We start from the raw sequence: 17,248 nt of genomic DNA on the forward strand, positions 1-17,248 counted from the left end.
ATCGTATGGTTCTGTTTCCTCAACCGAAAACCCACAACTCCCGACCGCAGACACGATCAGGAGACGATTCCACCAACTTCTAATTTGACGTCTATCGGGCCGAACACCACCCTGGCACGGTTGTTCAGGAATCGCACAAGACTTTTGTCCGCGCGGTCAGTACGTATGGTATAGATGGCCGATTCACTGAGCGAGATGCTCCGGCAGGATATGCAATGTGAGAGCCTGCTGGAGTGCTTCCACGGGATGGGCGACCTCGAACGACGGGTCTTCAGGACCGTCGTTGAAGCAGACGAACCGATGACGATCGACGAACTCGCCGAGGCCGTCGACCGCGAACGCTCGACGACCTACCGGGCGGTCCGTCGGCTCCGCGAGGCTGGCTTCATCCAGCGGGACCAGGTCAACTACGAACAGGGCGGCTACTACCACGTCTACAAGTCCGTCGACGGCGACGAGATCGCCGAAGATATGCAACGGCTCCTCAACGACTGGTACGCCCAGATGGGCCAGCTGATCGACGAGTTCCGCCAGAAGTACGACGAGCCCGCTTCCGCACCGGTCGAAAGCTAAACCGCTCATCCCTAAATTTCGTTCCCAGTAGGTCCAATACTTCAGTCTGCTATACTATTGATACACTCCATAATCGGATATATCACAGCAAGTAAATCCGTGCTCTGAAAAGGGATAATCTACGGAGTCACTCCTAACGTGGTGTCTGAACCGCGGATTCCAGAACGTATGGGGTTCAGTCTCCAGCGAGGGATTCCTGGCTGGCAGCGCAGTTGTTCGGGCCGAGCTCGAGAGTGAACGCTTCCTCGTCGTCGACCTCGTTCTGTCCGAGGTTCGTCGCGATGATGTCCTCGTAATTGGCCGGACGCGGCGGCATGTCGGCCAGCACTAGCTCGACGAATTCCGATTCGTCCATCGTCAGCGCGTCCATCTGTTCTTTCAGGTCACCCAGGGGTGCGGTGTAGGTACCGTCTTCAGCGGGCTCGGCGGCGTCACTGAAGTGAGCACCGCCAACGAGGACGTCGTCATCGAGGGTGAGAATACGGTTCTGCAACGAGTCGTAGAGCAATCGGGCGGCGTCCTCTGCTCCCTCGTCACCCTCCTCGAGATCCGGGCGGGCGACGCTCTCGACGAACAAGCCGTCGCCGGTCGCCAGCATCGAACCACCGATCAGGTAGGACGTCATCCCGGACGTGTGGCCGGGCGTGTAAACGGCCTCGACAGTGGCGTCGCCGACCGGGAACGTATCGCCGTCGCTCGCGACCGTCATCTCATCGTCATAGGTGATTCCACGGTCGACGGCAGCCTCGGGGACGACTCCCTCGACGTCCTCGTCGGCGAGGGCGCGGATACCCGAGACGTGGTCGGCGTGGACGTGCGTATCGAAGGCGTACTTCAACTCGACACCGAGTTCGTCGGCATCCTCCAGGTAGCGATCAGTGAACGCCCGAAGCGGATCGATGAGAGCGGCCTCGTCGCCGTCGTAGACGAGATAGCCGAGACAGCCACTGGAAGGCCGCTGGTACTGGATGAGCGTTCCAGGACCATCGTAGCGCTCCACCTCGTGGGGCTCGTAGATCGCCGCCCACCCGTTCATCCCGCCCTCCAGGTGGTTGACGTCGTAGCCACGTTCTGCGAGCGCGCCAGCGACGTACTCACTGGAGCCGCCTTTCGCACACAACACCGTCACTTCGCGGTCGTCGGGGATCTGGTCGAGGACGTCCTCGTCGATTTCGTCGTCGAGGAACTCGAAATACGGGACGTTGACCGATTCGACGGTTGGGCCATCGATCTTCCACTCCTCGTACTCGCTCGTCATGCGAGAGTCAAGCAGTGTAACGTCCTCACCGGAGTCGATGCGTTCCTTGAGCGTCTCGGGGGTTATGGATTCGACCGGTTCGTCCGGGGTCGGGAAGTCCATGTCTTCTGCGTCCATGCTCAGTTCCCTCTATTGGACACTCGGCCTTAAGGTTTTGCACGATATTCTAATATCTATACAATACTATCGAGCGATAGTTGAGTGGGTGTTTGTTCCAGAGAACCACCGGCCACAGAGGTTGGAGACCTAGGGAAGCGTTCTACAACGAGGTTATGGACGCGTACACGGGTACGAGAACACACGATCAAACTAACTAGGGGTATTGAATTCGAGGTCAGCGAAACATCACCTACCACCCACCACTTTCCAGTATTGCCCCAATCCTCCAAAACTATAAACGGCGTCGACCCCTACGTGAAGGTGATGGCAGCAGAACCAATCCCGACCGAACCCATACGGATCGATGGAGAAGAGGCACTCGAAGATCTGACCAAGGAGCGAGAGCTGGTCCTGGCGGACTTCTACGCCGATTGGTGTGGGCCCTGCCAGATGCTCGAGCCCAGACTCGAGACTATCGCGGCCGATACCGAAGCGACGGTCGCGAAGGTCGACGTGGACGCCAACCAGGCTCTCGCCTCTAGTTACGGCGTCCGAGGCGTTCCGACGCTCGTGCTCTTCGTCGACGGAGAACCGACCGAGCGCCTGGTCGGACTCCAGTCGGAAGACGACCTCCGAGGCGTCATCGACGCCCGAACGTAGATGCCGGACCGACAGATCCACGACCTCGTGGTCGTCGGCTCCGGCGTCGCCGGCCTCTCCGCTGCGGTGTACGCCGCCAGGGCCGACCTCGAACCGGTCGTCCTCGAGGGCGACGAACCGGGCGGCCAGTTGACGCTGACCACGGACGTCGAAAATTTCCTCGGCTTCCCCGAGGGCGTCGGCGGTATGGAACTCGTCCAGCGGGGGCGCGAACAGGCAGAACGCTTCGGCGCCGAGTTCCAGCGCGCGACTGTCGCCGACGCAGCGCTCGACGATCGGCCCTTCGAACTCGAACTCTCCGACGGAGAGACACTTCGGACGCACGCATTGGTCGTCGCGACCGGCGCCGGCGCTCGCTGGGTCGGTGCCGAACGGGAAGAACGGCTGATGGGCTACGGTCTCTCGACGTGTGCGACCTGCGACGGCGCGTTCCACCGCGAGAACGACGTACTCGTCGTCGGCGGCGGTGACTCCGCGATGGAGGAGGCGCTCTTCCTCGCGAAGTTCGCCGACTCCGTGACCGTCGTCCACCGGCGCGACGAACTGCGCGCCTCCGAGATTATGGCCGATCGAGCCCGCGACGAGGAGGCGATCCAGTTCCGCTGGAATACCGAACTAGTCGAACTCCATGGCGATCAGGAGACCGGCCTGAACGGGGCATCACTCGTCACCCATCCCGAGGGACACCCGAAGGAGAAGCTCGAAGCCGGCGAGGACGTCGAGCGGGAGACGGTCGACGTTCAGGGTGTCTTCTATGCGGTCGGTCACGTACCGAACACCGCGTTCCTCGAGGACACACCCGTCGAACTATCCCAGAACGGGCACGTCGTAACCGACTCCGAAACCACCGCGACGACCGTCGACGGCGTCTTCGCTGCCGGTGACGTCGCCGACGCCCGGTACCGACAGGCGATCACCGCTGCGGGGACAGGGAGTATGGCGGCCCTGGACGCGGAGTCCTGGCTCGACTCGACGGTCGAAATGCCCGCTCAGGAGGTCGTGAACGCATGACGCTATATTCGGGGGAACGATGACACCGCTCGAGTTGCGTGCCGACATTCCGGCCCTCGAGAGTACGACCTATTTTAACACCGGAGCGAGCGGACCGAGCCCTCGATACGTCGTGGAGGCTGCACAGTCGACGCTCGCCACCCAGGAGTACGAGTCGCACGCTGTCGGCGATCCCTATTCGATGGCCTTCGACACCTACGAGGACGTTCGTCGGACGGCCGCCGACTTCATCGGTGCCAAGGACAACGAGATAGCGCTCACGGAGAGCACTACGGACGGCATCAACCGCTTCGCAACTGCTCTCGAGTGGGAGCCTGGCGACGTGGTGGTTCGAACCGACCTCGAGCACCCCGCCGGTATCCTCCCCTGGCAACGACTCGAACGCCACGGCGTGGAGGTACGTGTCGTCGAAAGCGAGGCCGGCCGGATCGACCGGGAGGCCTTCACCGAGGCTGTTTCCGACGCGAAACTCGTCTGTCTCAGTTCCGTCACTTGGACACGAGGCACTCGACTCCCTGTCGGAGAGCTGACCAAGATCGCACACGACCAGGACACCCTCGTCTTGGTCGACGCGGTACAGTCGGTTGGGCAACTGCCAATCGACGTCCACGAGTGGGGCGCTGACGCAGTCGCAGCCGCCGGACACAAGTGGCTGCTCGGAACCTGGGGTGGTGGCTTCCTGTACGTCCGCGAGGAACTCGCAAACCGCCTCGAACCAGTCGCGATCGGATACCGGAGCGTATCCGAGGCTGCTGCTCTGGACTACGAGTACGAATCTGGAGCGAGACGGTTTGAGGTCGGGACGACGACCCCCGCTGCGCACGTCGCGCTACGGGAAGCGATCGGCGTCGTCGAGGAAGTCGGACTCTCGACGATCACCAACCGGATCGAGGTACTCTCAGACCGTCTCAAAGCTGGGGTACCGGATGCCAGGATTCTCAGCCCCTCGGAATACGAGACCGGACTCGTTGCGATAGAGGTCCGAGATGGCGAAGCCGTCGTCGAACGACTGGCAAATCAATCGATTGTGGTCCGGTCGCTCCCCGGCGAGGATACTATTCGCGTCTCGATTCACGCCTTCAATACGGGAGAGGAGATCGACCGACTGCTCGCGGAACTCGAGACGTAATCCCGAACCAGTTGATTCTCGCCGCTGGTGAAGACCGATAGGCGCCCAGGGAACAGCCTCGCATTAGTCCCGTCCCCCGTTTCGATTACGCTTCAGCAACCAGTCAGGTCGCTCTAGAAGGGATCGAGGTACCTGTTACTGTATGGCACTTGGAACCTTGAAAGAACGACAGTTCGCGGTTCCATTTTCTACTCTTCAGGCACTGGTTGCGGTGACGACTCCGGTGCAGGAGCTGGTGGCTCGTGCGTCCCGAACTCGGGGTGGGTCTCCTCCATCCAGACGTACACCACTGCCCCGGAAACGAACATCAGGATGGCGGTCATGTAGAATGCGGCCTCAATGTTCACGAATTCCATCGAGAGGCCGATGAGGATCGCTCCGACGCCGTAGCCGGCGTCGCGCCACATCCGGTAGACGCCCATCCCGGCCGACCGCCACGTCGGGTGAGCGGCGTCGCTCGGTACCGTCATCAAATTCGGATACAACAGCGCCATCCCCAAACCCGAAGCGGCCGCCAGAACTGTCCACAAGAGATACCCCTCAACGAGTACCATCCCGAGGACGCCACCGCCGGCGAGGAACATCCCCCAGACGACGGGCGGGCGGCGACCGATCCGGTCGGCGAGACCACCAGTGCCAATCTGGAAGAAGTACATCGCACTGTGAACGCCGACGACGACCCCAACTGCTGCAATCCCGAGCCCCTGACTCGTGAGGTACAGCGGGACGGCGATCCAGAACAGCGTGTCGACGAAGTTCTCGATGTGGCCGGCCTGTGCGGCGGCGAACAGCGTTCGGTCGCCGTAGGTCGCCCGCTTCAGCACCTCGTTGAACGGCAGGTTCGCGTCGTGGTCGTCGGCATCGCCCTCCGCCTGCGCGTACTGGACGGTCTCCTTGATCAGGAAGATCGAGATGAGGAACGCCAGCACGACGACGACCGCGAGGAAGTAGAACGGCTCCGGCCGGAGACTCCACCGACCGGCGATGGCACCCGTGAGCCAGGCCCCGACCGCGACGCCAGTGTAGCCGAAGGACTCGTCGATGCCGACCGCCAGGCCGCGCTGGTCAGGCCCGGCGAGGTCGATCTTGGCGTTGATCGCCATACTCCAGGTCAACGCCTGGTTGATTCCCAGCAGGATGTTCCCGACGGTGATCCAGTTCCAGCTCGGTGCGTAGATAAGGATGAGCGGCAGCGGCAGCGCTGTCGCCCACCCAAGAATCAGAACGGGCTTGCGGCCGTACTCTTCGCCCCACTTCCCGGCGTAGAGGTTGAGGAGGGCCTTGACGAAGCCGAATGAGACGACGAACGAGCCGATGACGAACAACGATTCGACGCCAAGGACTTCCTCGCCCAGGACGGGCACGACGGCGCGCTCGGACCCAATCGTCAGTCCGGTCGCGAATACCAGTAGGACGTGCAGCGAGAACTGTCCGATGTGTTCGCGGATGCCCTGTTTGAGTTCCGTACCTGCGGTCATGGTCGTAGTTGTCGACGGTGTCGTTGATTACTCATCAGTTTGATTCGTTGTCGTCCCTTCGGTCCTCCTCCGGAACGTTCTGGTTGGTAGATCGGTACTCGTCGGCGGTGTCCCGGCCTCGTGAGAGGGGCGAATCGGCGATGGGCCAGGGACTGATACCGGTAGGTCACAGCCACGGCACCACTGCGACCGCCCCGTAGCCGATAGTGAACGCGACGGTCAGTGAGACCATCCACGCCAGGAGCGTCACGAGGAGCTTCCTGGCGCCGACGCCGTCGCCGCCCCCAACGGCGAAGCCCGCGCCGAGGATGGAACTGATGACAATCTGGTTGAACGAGATCGGCACTCCAAAGCGGACGGCGACCTGCGCCAACAGGAACGCGGGCACGAGTGCCGAGATCGACCGTCGGGGCCCGAGCGAGGCGTAGTCCTGGGCGACAGCCTTGATCATCCGCGGAGCGCCGGTCCACGAGCCTACCAGCAGTCCGACGCCGCCACCGACGATGACGGCGAGCGTCGGAATCGAGAACTCGGCGGTCAGCGGCAACAGCGGCCCGACCGCGAGGCCGACCTGGCTCGCTCCCGCGGAGAACGCCACCACCGCGCCCATCGCTAGGAGGAACCGGTACATCCCGGCGGTGACGTCCCGGCGCATCGACCGGTGGACCGTCGCGGCGACGACGACGGACGCCAGCAGCGAGACGACGAGACGTGTCGCTGGCGGCGCGACCGGTGACGACGCGGCGGCCGCCGCCGAGAGGGAGGTGGGGCCGCCCGGGGCGGCGAACTCCACGTTCGCCAGCACGGCGCCGACGAAGCCGGCGACCACCGGGATGCTGTAGACGTCCGGGACGTCCTCACGGGGGAGGACCGACGCGAGCCCGTAGGCGAGCGCCGCTGTCGCGAGCGGGCCGACGATCCACAGCGCCGCGATCTCGCCGTACTTGCCCCAGGCCGGCGTGCCGCCGAGTGCGAGGCCCGCTCCGACGACGGCGCCGGTGACGGTGAACGCGGTCGCGATAGGGTAGCCGGTGTAGATGCCGAACGCCATGAGGGCGCCGGCGACGAAGAGGACGACGATGACCGGCTGTGCGGTGAGCGTCACGCCGCCGATGAGATCGGAACCGACGGCCTCGGCGACGCTGGCTCCCTGGAGGGCGGCGCCGGCGAAGCCGAAGATACCGACGATGAACGCGGCGCGCATCGTTGAGATGGCGTTGGCGCCGACCGCGGGCGCGAACGGCGTCGAGCCGGTCGAGCCGGCACCGATGCTCCAGGCCATGAAGGCGCTGACGAGCGCGGCGACCGCGAAGGTGACGGCAGCTGTCGTGAACACTGGTTCTAGTCAGCCGTGGCTGGCGATTGGTTGTGCGACGCTCGCATCGACTTCAGGCTCGTGTAGACGACCGCTGCGGCGACGACGAGCGCCGCCCCGAGGACGAGCACGAGCCCGATGGTCTCCAGCAGTGCGATACCCAGATAGGAACCGACCTCGCCGATACCGACCGCGACGGCGCCGGCGAGCAGCATCCCACCGAAGTAAATCTTGATGCCGTCGGCGTCGACGACTGCCGTGGCTGCCGACCCGATTCGGGCGCCCAGGGCACTGCCAAACAGCAGCGGGACAACGATGCCGAGGTCGACGCCGCCGCCCTGGCTGTATAGGTAGCTACCGATGGCCCCCGAGAAGACGATCTCGAAGAGGTCGGTGCCGACCGCGACGGGCACCGGCGCACCGATAGCGTAGATCATCGCGGGCATGCGGATGAAACCGCCGCCGACGCCGAGGAAGCCCGACAACAGACCGGTGACGAAGGCGACCGCGAGAATCACCCAGACGGAGACGATGAGATCTCCGCGGAGGGACACCAGCGGCGGGATACGCACCGTCTCCTGAATCGTCTTCGCGATATCGGGGATCTCGTAGTCTTCCAGATCCTTGTCAGCGGCGTCGTGGTCGATGCCGCCGCCGTCGCCCGTCAGGGCGTCGCGGGTGACCATCAGTCCGACTGCCCCTAGCAAAAGGACGTAGGCGACGCTGATGACACCGCCGGCCAGACCGAGTTCCTCCAGGTAGAAGACGCTCGCACGCCCTGCTTCGATACCCAGCGTCGTGCCGGCGATCATGATGCCGCCGAGCTTGTAATCGACTTGCCCCAGGTCGTGGTGTTTCAGCGTCGCTATGACCGCCGTCCCGAAGACGAACGCCATCCCGCTACCCACAGCGACCCGGGCCGGATACCCCATCATCAACAACGCAGGGGTGACGAGAAACGACCCGCCCATGCCGAAGAACCCGAATAGGATGCCCACCAGGAGCCCGAAGCCGACGAACAATGCGAGTAGCTCCGGGGAGCCGCCGAGGGCATTCAGGGCGCTTTCAAACAGCATCCTCACCTTCGAGGAGGGTGCTCATGAGGCGCGGGCCGATCAGCTTCTCGAGGCCGCCGTAACCGACGTACAGTACGATCGCCTCGAGGAGGACGGCGCCGATGAGCATCGCCGCTTGTGGGTCCCAGGTTGGGATCGCTAATCCTGCCATAGCTCCGTTCTCTCTGACCGACTATCAGTAGTTCGCGGTTCGGACATTTCTGCTCAATTGAGCCTAACCAAGCAGAGGTGATAACGGTTTTGGGTCAATAATACAATACTATATTCCAGTAACTCCGAGGGCACCACTCGTAACTTATGGATGCGTTATCATCGTCGGATGGGCGTTTCGTCCCACTGAGCACTCCAAGGGATACGCGCATCGACTGCAACTGTCGGCGATTCCGAACGGCTGATGTCGACGAGAGGTGAGTGGATCAAAGCTCTATACCTGTCTGTATCGTGGCTTCAGAAGCGGTGAAGCTCGGGAGAAAACCCCTCCCAGATGTGCCTCTTCGATGCAATACAGAATCGTGCTTACTGGTCGTTCCAGGCTCGACGTCGCGTGGCCCCATCGTCGAGCGGAAATCCGCGGTTAGAAAGTCAATAGATAGACACGGGGAGACGAAGAGTCTCCGTCAGTCAGCTGCCGAGAGGTCGACGTCCCGATCGGCGCGTAGCGAGCGGACGTAGCCCTGTCCATACGCCCCGAGGAACATACCGGCGATGCCCCAGAGGATGGGATAGTTTCCGACGCCCAAGCTGGCGTACGCGGCTCCCGGACAGATGCCGGTGAGGCCCCAGCCGACGCCAAAGATGACACCACCGGCCGCGACGTTCCGGTCGAAGGACTTCATCCGACGACCGTATGCACGACCTGTCAGCGGCGCTCGCTCTCGGAGCGCAGGAACGGCGAAGAACGCTATTCCCGCGACGATCGACCCGCCGAACATGACGAACAACAGTCCGAAGTCCTGGAGTTGCAGGAACTCAAGGACGACCTCCGGCCGAGCCATGTGGCTGTAGGCGAGCCCGAACCCAAAAACGAGTCCACCCAGCAGGACCACCGGATAGAACAACGGGTGTCGCTCGCTCATGGCGCCACCCCCGCCAGCATGACGAGCTGGGCGGTCGCGATCGCCACCGCCAGGAAGATCGCGACGTTGACGAAGGACGTCACCGACGCCGAGGCGACACCGCAGACACCGTGGCCCGATGTACACCCTTTCCCGATACGGGTTCCAATTCCGACGAGGACGCCGCCGATCAGGAGTCGCCACCACTGAACCTCGGTCGTCCAGATGCCACCCTGGAACAACACGGCGTAGACGGCGGCGCCGCCGATGATCCCGAGAGTGAAGACGATACGCCAGTCCCGCGAACTGCGGTACTGCTTGAACCGGGATTGTCCCGAGACGTACGAGAGCGTCGACTCGAGGAACGTACTCGCGCCCGCGATGATACCGGTACCCACGTAGACGATGACGACCCCGAGTCCGACGAGGACACCACCGATAGCGTACCGGGAGATTCCGTTGGGGAACAGTTCGGCGAGTGAGGTTCCGAGTAGTTCGAGCATTGGTTATCTCCCCGTACGCGCTATATTGCGATTGCGGTCGTCGATACTGCCGTCTCTTGGGTGCGAAGGGAATGTCGGTCCCGAACGGCACCTCGATGCGGTCTGACGGATGCCTATCCGTTTCGATACCGTCTGGTGCATTGCTATCCTGATTTAGCAAGTGGCTCGGCTTAAGGCTTTGCATAGAAGTTCACCATCCATACAATACTGAGACCCAGATTCGTGTGCGGGCGATCAGGAGTGCTCGAATCGAGATTGCTAGTAGACGGCGTTTCAGTCCTCAGATTCCCACTCTATTGCGACTCCGCATTTTCTAGTAGCGTTTTGGGATACAAAACACTTCTTCTCTGCCCGAGCAGTTGTGTATTACCAGAACACTTTTATCCCGCCCAGGCAGTATTGTTTGGTACAGCCAATATCAGACACATTGGCGATTCCAACAATGAGTGCAGACCACGACATCACCGAGACGCTGGACGCACAGGGACTGAACTGTCCGATGCCGGTCGTCAAGTCGAAACAGGCCATCGACGGCCTCGCGAGCGGGGAGGTCCTCGAGGTTGTCGCGACCGACCCCGGTAGCATGAGTGACATCGAGGGCTGGGCGGAGTCGACGAACGGCGTCGAACTGCTCGAACAGATCGAGGGCGACGACGTCTACAAGCACTACGTCCGCAAGACCGACGAATGAGCACCGACACCTCACCCGATGGTACGGGCAGTAGCGTCGACACGGCGGCCCTCCAGGATCGAATCGACGAACTGGAAGCCCAGGTAGCCGACCTACAGACAGACACCGAAGACGACACGAAGTCGATGGTCATCATCGCGACGAAGGGGACCCTCGATATGGCGTATCCGCCGCTCATCCTGGCGAGTACAGCCGCAGCCTTCGACTGGGACGTCACCGTCTTCGCTACCTTCTGGGGGCTTGAGATTCTCCACGAGGACAACTCGAAAGATCTCAAACTGAGCTCCGTGGGCAATCCGAACATGCCCGTTCCGAACGCTATTGGTGCGCTGCCCGGTATGGATCGTATGACGACGAAGATGATGAACAAACGCATCGACGACAACGACACCGCAACCATCGAGGAGCTCGTCCAGACATCCCTCGACATGGGCGTCGAGATGCAGGCCTGTGAGATGACCATCGACCTGATGGACTACGACGAGGACGACTTCTACGACGGCGTCACGACGGGCGTCGGCGCCGCCACGGCCCTCCAGCGGATGGAGGACGCCGACATCCAACTCCTGGTGTAACGTGGACTTCCACACCTTCGACGCCGACGACGCCGACCGACTCGAGGAAGCCGGTGAACGGTACCGCTTCCTCTCCCGGGAGGAACTTCTCTATCATCTGGACCCCGGCGAGTCGTCTGTGCTAGCCGATCTCGGAAGTGGCACCGGCTTCTTCACGGATGAAGTCGCGCCCCACGCCCAGAAGGTCTACGCTATCGACGTCCAACCGGAGATGCACGAGTACTACCGCGGGAAGGGCGTGCCGTCGAACGTCGACCTCGTCACCGCGAACGCCGAGACGCTGCCGTTCGACGATGCGGAACTCGACGGTGTCTTCTCGACGATGACGTTTCACGAGGTTGCCTCATCAGCGGCCCTTACGGAGCTTGCGCGTGTGATGACACCCGAGGGACGAATCGTCATCGTCGATTGGTCGAAGGAGGGTAGTGGTGAGGCGGGCCCCCCGATTGACGAGCGTTTCACATCTGAGGAAGCCAGCAACAAGCTGCGGGATGCCGGGTTCGATATCGAAACGAGCCTAACTCGTTTTGAGACGTTCATAATTACCGGAGTTCGGCGTACAAGCTGAACCAAAGATAACCCTTGATGCACTTCTCTTCTAGGTTACAATCGTCTGGCAAAGGCTCTTGCATACCCCGAGAAATTTCTGAATACAATGCCCTCCAATCTACCTGATCTCCCTACGGAATGTAGAAAACCCACTGCGATTACGCCACCAAACTCGGATGCCGCTTTCAACAACCACTTCGATAATCTCCCCGGCCTTAATCACGAACGATAGGCATGTCTCCGAGAAATCGCTCGTACAACGCGACCTCAAGAGCCTGACGACCCCGTCCTCGGCCTCGGTGATTTACTCCGTCAACAAGCCAATGAGCAATTGGCCATCCATCCTCGGGTCACACACTCGAAGCCGCTGCAGTACGCCAGATAAGAGCTGAATCGTCCCCTAGGGTATGCAATCTATCGACCACGATAACTTCGACTTCTGGTAGGCCGTCTATCGGGTGACATCGTCGATACCGCGACTATTGTTCTCGTGGACGAGCCACGCTAGTTACTCTCTAGCACTTACACATCCACACGTTACAGTTTCTCCTGACTGTAATCTCATCTCGCCAGCGCGAGTTTTGATATAGCGATATACAATTTATACAGACCCAAATAGCCAATTATCCGGGTTTAGAGCCGATGGCAAGCTGAAAGAGGAAAGATCACCAATTGCCTAATTCACTTGGTTGTAGCGCAGTACAAACAAGTGGATTAACGGGCCCAGACGCCCTCTGGTCGTCAAAGATGCTCGATGACGACGAGACCTCGGCTTCGGAGGGGGTGAGCTCGGAGGAATCTGACCTGAATGATCTCGTAGCCGCATATCTCCAATCTCGGAGCAAAGATCCGCCGCCGTCACTCGAGACGTTGCAGCGCTGGCTAGCTGACGAGGAGACAGCCGTCGACTGGAACGGTACCTACTCATCGAGTGCTGCCTCGGAGCTCCGACGCTGGACTCAGTGGATGCACGACCGGGATTCGGACCTCGAGGAGCTCCGGGACCCGAACCAGGGGCCACAGGTCATGCGTCGGTACGCACAACGCCTGAGACGCCGGACACAGGGCGAGAAGGGGATCTCGGGGGCAACTGCGCGGACCTACTACGCTTACATCAGGGCCTGTCTCTCCTGGGGCGTACGTGATGGCCGCCTCGATCGCAATCCCGCACTCCCCGAGGAGGCGACCGAGGAATTGCCAGATTCTGCGTCGAACCATAGCGACCAGCAGCACTGGACCCCCGCGCAACGACAACAGCTCCTCGATTATACGCGCCAGCGAGCGCACGACGTCATCGACGAAGAGGGCCACAGTGCCGCAGCGATACAAGCGGCTCGAGATCGGGCGCTCGTGGCGATGCTCTACTTCGCGGCCGTACGTGGGGCCGAGGTCCTGCGTCACCGACGTGATTCTCGGGAAGGCCGTCAGGGTCTCCGCTGGGACCGGGTTTCACTCTCCGACGGGACTGTCGAGCTATTAGGAAAAGGCGAGCAAGCATGGGTCAAACACCCGTTGCCAGGGCCCACCACAGAGTATCTAAAGCAATTGAAGCGCGTGCAGCGACCGGCTTCGGACTCCTGGCCGGTGTTTCCGACAAGTCACGCGCCATCGAAGTGGTCGGTTGCCCGAGAAGCCCTTCCTGAGCAAGACGTTGACGTGCTTGTCGATGAAATGGGGAGTATCGATGCTGTACTGCGTGAGTACGATGTCTCGCCCCCATCGCTGACGACGGATGGTGCCCGAAGCCGCCTCCAGACGCTGACTGCGAACACAGGCGTGGACCTCGGCGAGAGTGCTGACTACCTCCAGCCGCACGGAGCTCGGCGTGGGATGATTGGGGAGGTTTTCAAGCGAGATCGTGGAGAGGCCCAGGACCTGGGTCGCCATAAGGACATGTCGACGACCGAGGAATCCTATCGCCATCTAGAGGTGGAAGAGCAGCGAAAACGGCTTGATGGACTCATCGAAGACATCGACTCCACGTGAATCGTGGTAGAGGTGCCCGGGACCGCCGACTTAGGCAACTTGGACAACGATTTCCGGGATCTGAGTCAGTCGTTCGTTAAAGGGAGCATTTCATGGCGGACGCCGATATAAACCATATACTGATATATAAAATAGTGGCACGGCTCCTACGGAGGTCCCTCGTAAACGCTTCAGATCACCGCTTTAGACGGTCTCAGAGCGAGAATCCCACTAATTGCAACTACATTCGGGAGTGGGCGTTAGCAAACTCCTCAACGTGTGCGTGAATCCCTTCAGCTAGCTCGTGCATCGCGGGCGCTAGGTCACGACCAGGGAGATCGATATCGTAGTAGATCCATGGTGTCGCGGCGGAACGCATCTTGAGTACCGACCGGTATCGGGATGCAGACGTGGGTTCCGTCATCCAAGTCCGGTGATTGAACCGGATTCCGGTTCATGAACGGGCAGGTGGTTCAGTGTCCTTTAGACATTACACCCACGCACGCAACCGTATACGCCGACGTGTGCGAACGGTTCGTTCCTATGAGGAGTGGGATTTCGTCGCTGCAAACTCCGCTTCGCCATGGAGAATCATAGTCTGCAGAGGTTACGTTCTAAGCGTTCATTTGCCGTTCGAACGAGCCAAACCCTTTAGCCTCTCAACTCGTAACCACAGACAGCATGGCCAGCTCGACTCGGGATACGGAGCCCCACGATGGGGAAATCCACCTTTGGGAGGAGGACGACTGGTGGATCGCGAAGGATATCGAGACGGGGGTGACAACCCAGGGGCAAACGCGTACGGCTGCACTTTCAAATCTTGATGAGGCGATTGTGCTATCGAACAACGAAGCAGGGCGCGAGCCCACCGACGAAGAACTCCGCGAGATCGGTATCGACCCCGAGGACAACATCACCGGTAGCCAGGAACCACCGGACGTTCTCGAGTAGTTGATGAGTCGGCGGACGTTTTCTGGCCAAGAAGTCGCGAAGGTCCTCGTGAATGCCGGCGGCTTCAAATGGCGACGCACGACTGGCGATCACGCTCAGCTATACTACGAACATCCCACAAATGAGGAGGATAAACGCCAGGTGACCGTGCCATTGCACGACGAACTCAGGACGGGAACCCTTCGGAGTATCGCTGAGGATGCAGGGGCGAACGATTTCAATGCCTTCTGTGATTGGATCGACACCAATTCGTGACTCTATAGCCGGATGCCCAATATTGGAACATATTGAGGCGACTCGACCTACACCTATTCCCCTCGGGCGCCGTATATAGCAGAAGGGATAATTTCGTAGTACCCTATCCGAATCAGCCTGTCGTTCGATCCTGCGAACAGACCGTGTGACCCGCCTATAATATATGGTTAAAACTGTATCTGTTGCCCGAGACCTACTTACGTCTATATGGGTGAACTGTGTCCGCGGTGTCAACAACCGGTTTCAGAAACGGAGGATAGAGAGCTACTCGAATACGGCATAAAGCGGATATATGTGTGCGGAGATTGCGATAACCGATTCTCAGTGAAAGTCTGACCTACGCTCAGACTTCACGGGTTTTTTGCAATTTGTGTTAATCGAATAATGGTGTGTCTCCATCGCATGCTCGATGGCGTGGTTGCTGACTTGTTCTGGTGTGAGTTCATCGGCAGTACGTAGTTCCCAGTTGCATTGTTCACACCATGCTCGCATAGATATAATTTGGAGTCGAAACAACATAAGTAGATGGGAGTGAATGGTATTTAGATTTACAAAAGTGCCGCGGAAGATTCCAGTATGGACATTGTGCTCAGTATCCTCGAAGAAGTCGCCGATGCCGAGGAGTCCCGCCCTCTTGATTTACCTCCCCTCAATGATGCTATCGACGTAGATTCTCTGGAACAGCTCATTGACTCCTTAGACCAATTCGAGACGATTCAGTTTACGTACTGTCACTACAGAATCACCGTTAAAGGAGACGGTACCATTTTCATCGATACAAGCGAGACTGCGATGATAACCGATGTACAGTGAACCAATGGGCATTCCCGTTTGAGGAATACTTGCACGGTTGACCAGCTTTACCGACCGATTTGAGAAGAAGTTGGTGCCAATACGGCGAGACTGGGTCAGTCGACTGATTGGTCCTGCTTATTAATCAGGTCCACGCCCCGCCCTTGTCCATTTTCCACGCTCCATATGTAGCTATAAACTATAGGAGAGTATACCTGAACCTATGTCGTAACTATATGGATGGTTGAGATACCAGGGGAGGAGATAGAGACGAGGCAATCGGAGGCGGCGGATTATCAACGCCTCATCGGAGCCCCACAGGAAATTGCCCAGTTCATACTCGATCCAAACGGAGAGATCGTCGAGTGGCCATCAGGAGCCCAAGACGTCTATGGGTTCGACGAGAACGAGGTCTTGGGTCAATCGTTGGAGTATCTCTACGCAGAGGGGAAAGATCAACCGTCACCCGAGACATTGCTGACGGAGGCGGAACAGGATTCGATCACCCGTCAGAACTGGCAGGAACGAGCCGATGGCGACGTGTTTTGGGCTCGGTTCAGCGTGTCTCCGCTGACCAACGACTCGCTGCAGAGATATGTTGTCGCCAGCCAGGATATCACGGTACAGAAACAGTACGAACAGATGCTCGAGCGGCAGAACGATCGCCTCAAGGAGTTCACCGATATGCTGGCACACGACTTGCAGTCACCACTGTCGGTCCTCGATGGTCGCATCGAACTGTATCAACAAACCGGCGAGGACGCACATCTTGACTCCATTCAGGAGACGACCGAGCGGATGAAGCGACTCGTCGAGGACCTGCTTCGGGTTTCTCGCCAGGGCAGGGTGGTCCAGGATCCGGAACCGACCGAGCTTGAATCACTCATCGAGACGGCGATGGAGGGGACGCTCCCGGCAGGTGCGAACATCGAGTACGAGTCCATGCCGGAGGTATTGGCTGACCGAGACCGACTCATCGAAGTCTTCGAGAACCTCTTTCAGAACAGTGTGACTCATGGCGGGGAGGACGTGACAATTCGGATCGGACCGCTTCAGAACGGGTTCTATATCGAAGATGATGGCCCGGGGATTCCCGAAAAGGATCATGGGTCAGTGTTCCAGCACGGGTTCTCGACGCGGGAAGACGGGACGGGATATGGGTTATCGGTTGTCCAATCGATCATCGGTGCACACGATTGGGATATCGAGGTGACAGCTGCCGCAGATGGCGGCGCTCGGTTCGAAGTCACGGGACTCGAATTCGTAAGTGAGTAACGTGTAAAATTAGAGTGCTGCGGCTCATCACCATCCTT

Annotated in this window: 19 protein-coding genes; 12 read left to right on the forward strand and 7 right to left on the reverse strand. The window is 59.9% G+C overall.

Annotated features, from left to right (window positions below; all coding sequences use genetic code 11):
- The first annotated feature begins 174 nt into the window (after window positions 1-174).
- Complete coding sequence (locus tag HWV07_RS11610; RefSeq protein ID WP_178334456.1) at window positions 175-573, forward strand: helix-turn-helix domain-containing protein; 399 nt, start codon at window positions 175-177, stop codon at window positions 571-573.
- 175 nt (window positions 574-748) lie between these two features.
- Here the strand turns inward: HWV07_RS11610 and HWV07_RS11615 are convergent, their stop codons facing one another.
- Entirely contained in the window at window positions 749-1,948 is a 1,200-nt protein-coding gene (locus tag HWV07_RS11615) for an MBL fold metallo-hydrolase (RefSeq protein WP_178334457.1), read from the reverse strand.
- A gap of 306 nt (window positions 1,949-2,254) precedes the next feature.
- Here HWV07_RS11615 and trxA point away from each other — a divergent pair, with 306 nt between their 5' ends.
- Genes trxA through HWV07_RS11630 form a run of 3 tightly spaced genes read left to right on the forward strand, consistent with a single transcriptional unit; the run spans window position 2,255 to window position 4,730 of the window.
- Complete coding sequence (gene trxA / locus HWV07_RS11620) at window positions 2,255-2,590, forward strand: thioredoxin (RefSeq protein ID WP_178334458.1); 336 nt, start codon at window positions 2,255-2,257, stop codon at window positions 2,588-2,590.
- Window positions 2,591-3,601: an NAD(P)/FAD-dependent oxidoreductase gene (locus HWV07_RS11625; protein ID WP_178334459.1), complete on the forward strand. Its 1,011-nt coding sequence runs from the start codon at window positions 2,591-2,593 to the stop codon at window positions 3,599-3,601.
- Window positions 3,602-3,620: 19 nt separating this feature from the next.
- Window positions 3,621-4,730 carry an aminotransferase class V-fold PLP-dependent enzyme gene (locus HWV07_RS11630; protein WP_178334460.1) on the forward strand — a complete coding sequence of 370 codons (1,110 nt, stop codon included), beginning with the start codon at window positions 3,621-3,623 and terminating at the stop codon, window positions 4,728-4,730.
- 188 nt (window positions 4,731-4,918) lie between these two features.
- On the opposite strand, the gene HWV07_RS11635 is transcribed toward HWV07_RS11630, so the two are convergent.
- The 6 genes from HWV07_RS11635 to HWV07_RS11660 form a co-directional block, all read right to left on the reverse strand.
- Window positions 4,919-6,208: an MFS transporter gene (locus HWV07_RS11635; protein WP_178334461.1), complete on the reverse strand. Its 1,290-nt coding sequence runs from the start codon at window positions 6,206-6,208 to the stop codon at window positions 4,919-4,921.
- A 166-nt stretch (window positions 6,209-6,374) separates the two neighbouring features.
- Window positions 6,375-7,544, reverse strand: a complete 1,170-nt coding sequence (locus HWV07_RS11640; protein ID WP_425487790.1) for an inorganic phosphate transporter — start codon at window positions 7,542-7,544, stop codon at window positions 6,375-6,377.
- A gap of 5 nt (window positions 7,545-7,549) precedes the next feature.
- The gene (locus HWV07_RS11645) at window positions 7,550-8,599 is read right to left on the reverse strand and encodes a sulfite exporter TauE/SafE family protein (RefSeq protein ID WP_178336061.1); all 1,050 of its coding nucleotides are present in this window, start codon (window positions 8,597-8,599) and stop codon (window positions 7,550-7,552) included.
- Window positions 8,589-8,750 carry a DUF7512 family protein gene (locus HWV07_RS11650; RefSeq protein WP_178334462.1) on the reverse strand — a complete coding sequence of 54 codons (162 nt, stop codon included), beginning with the start codon at window positions 8,748-8,750 and terminating at the stop codon, window positions 8,589-8,591. The genes HWV07_RS11645 and HWV07_RS11650 overlap by 11 nt, the downstream gene beginning before the upstream one ends.
- Window positions 8,751-9,216: 466 nt before the next feature.
- Window positions 9,217-9,675 carry a YeeE/YedE family protein gene (locus tag HWV07_RS11655; protein ID WP_178334463.1) on the reverse strand — a complete coding sequence of 153 codons (459 nt, stop codon included), beginning with the start codon at window positions 9,673-9,675 and terminating at the stop codon, window positions 9,217-9,219.
- Complete coding sequence (locus HWV07_RS11660) at window positions 9,672-10,157, reverse strand: YeeE/YedE family protein (RefSeq protein WP_178334464.1); 486 nt, start codon at window positions 10,155-10,157, stop codon at window positions 9,672-9,674. Before HWV07_RS11660 ends, HWV07_RS11655 begins: the two co-directional genes overlap by 4 nt.
- 442 nt (window positions 10,158-10,599) lie before the next feature.
- On the opposite strand from HWV07_RS11660, the gene HWV07_RS11665 reads away from it, so the two are divergent.
- The 8 genes from HWV07_RS11665 (at window position 10,600) to HWV07_RS11700 (ending at window position 17,210) form a co-directional block, all read left to right on the forward strand.
- On the forward strand, window positions 10,600-10,848 hold the full coding sequence (locus HWV07_RS11665; protein WP_178334465.1) for a sulfurtransferase TusA family protein: 249 nt from the start codon (window positions 10,600-10,602) through the stop codon (window positions 10,846-10,848).
- Window positions 10,845-11,423 carry a DsrE/DsrF/DrsH-like family protein gene (locus HWV07_RS11670; protein ID WP_178334466.1) on the forward strand — a complete coding sequence of 193 codons (579 nt, stop codon included), beginning with the start codon at window positions 10,845-10,847 and terminating at the stop codon, window positions 11,421-11,423. Before HWV07_RS11665 ends, HWV07_RS11670 begins: the two co-directional genes overlap by 4 nt.
- 1 nt (window position 11,424) lies before the next feature.
- Complete coding sequence (locus tag HWV07_RS11675; RefSeq protein ID WP_178334467.1) at window positions 11,425-11,991, forward strand: class I SAM-dependent methyltransferase; 567 nt, start codon at window positions 11,425-11,427, stop codon at window positions 11,989-11,991.
- 728 nt (window positions 11,992-12,719) lie between these two features.
- Entirely contained in the window at window positions 12,720-13,958 is a 1,239-nt protein-coding gene (locus HWV07_RS11680) for a site-specific integrase (protein ID WP_178334468.1), read from the forward strand.
- Between the two features lie 660 nt (window positions 13,959-14,618).
- Window positions 14,619-14,888, forward strand: a complete 270-nt coding sequence (locus HWV07_RS11685; protein ID WP_178334469.1) for a type II toxin-antitoxin system HicB family antitoxin — start codon at window positions 14,619-14,621, stop codon at window positions 14,886-14,888.
- A 3-nt stretch (window positions 14,889-14,891) separates the two neighbouring features.
- Window positions 14,892-15,143: a type II toxin-antitoxin system HicA family toxin gene (locus tag HWV07_RS11690; RefSeq protein ID WP_178334470.1), complete on the forward strand. Its 252-nt coding sequence runs from the start codon at window positions 14,892-14,894 to the stop codon at window positions 15,141-15,143.
- 576 nt (window positions 15,144-15,719) lie between these two features.
- Window positions 15,720-15,956 carry a HalOD1 output domain-containing protein gene (locus HWV07_RS11695; RefSeq protein WP_178334471.1) on the forward strand — a complete coding sequence of 79 codons (237 nt, stop codon included), beginning with the start codon at window positions 15,720-15,722 and terminating at the stop codon, window positions 15,954-15,956.
- A 219-nt stretch (window positions 15,957-16,175) separates the two neighbouring features.
- Window positions 16,176-17,210, forward strand: coding sequence for a two-component system sensor histidine kinase NtrB (locus tag HWV07_RS11700; protein WP_178334472.1), 1,035 nt, complete (start codon window positions 16,176-16,178; stop codon window positions 17,208-17,210).
- The last annotated feature ends 38 nt before the right edge of the window (window positions 17,211-17,248 follow it).

It is taken from the genome of Natronomonas salina, assembly GCF_013391105.1.
In the GTDB taxonomy this organism is placed as follows: Archaea; Halobacteriota; Halobacteria; order Halobacteriales; family Haloarculaceae; genus Natronomonas; species Natronomonas salina.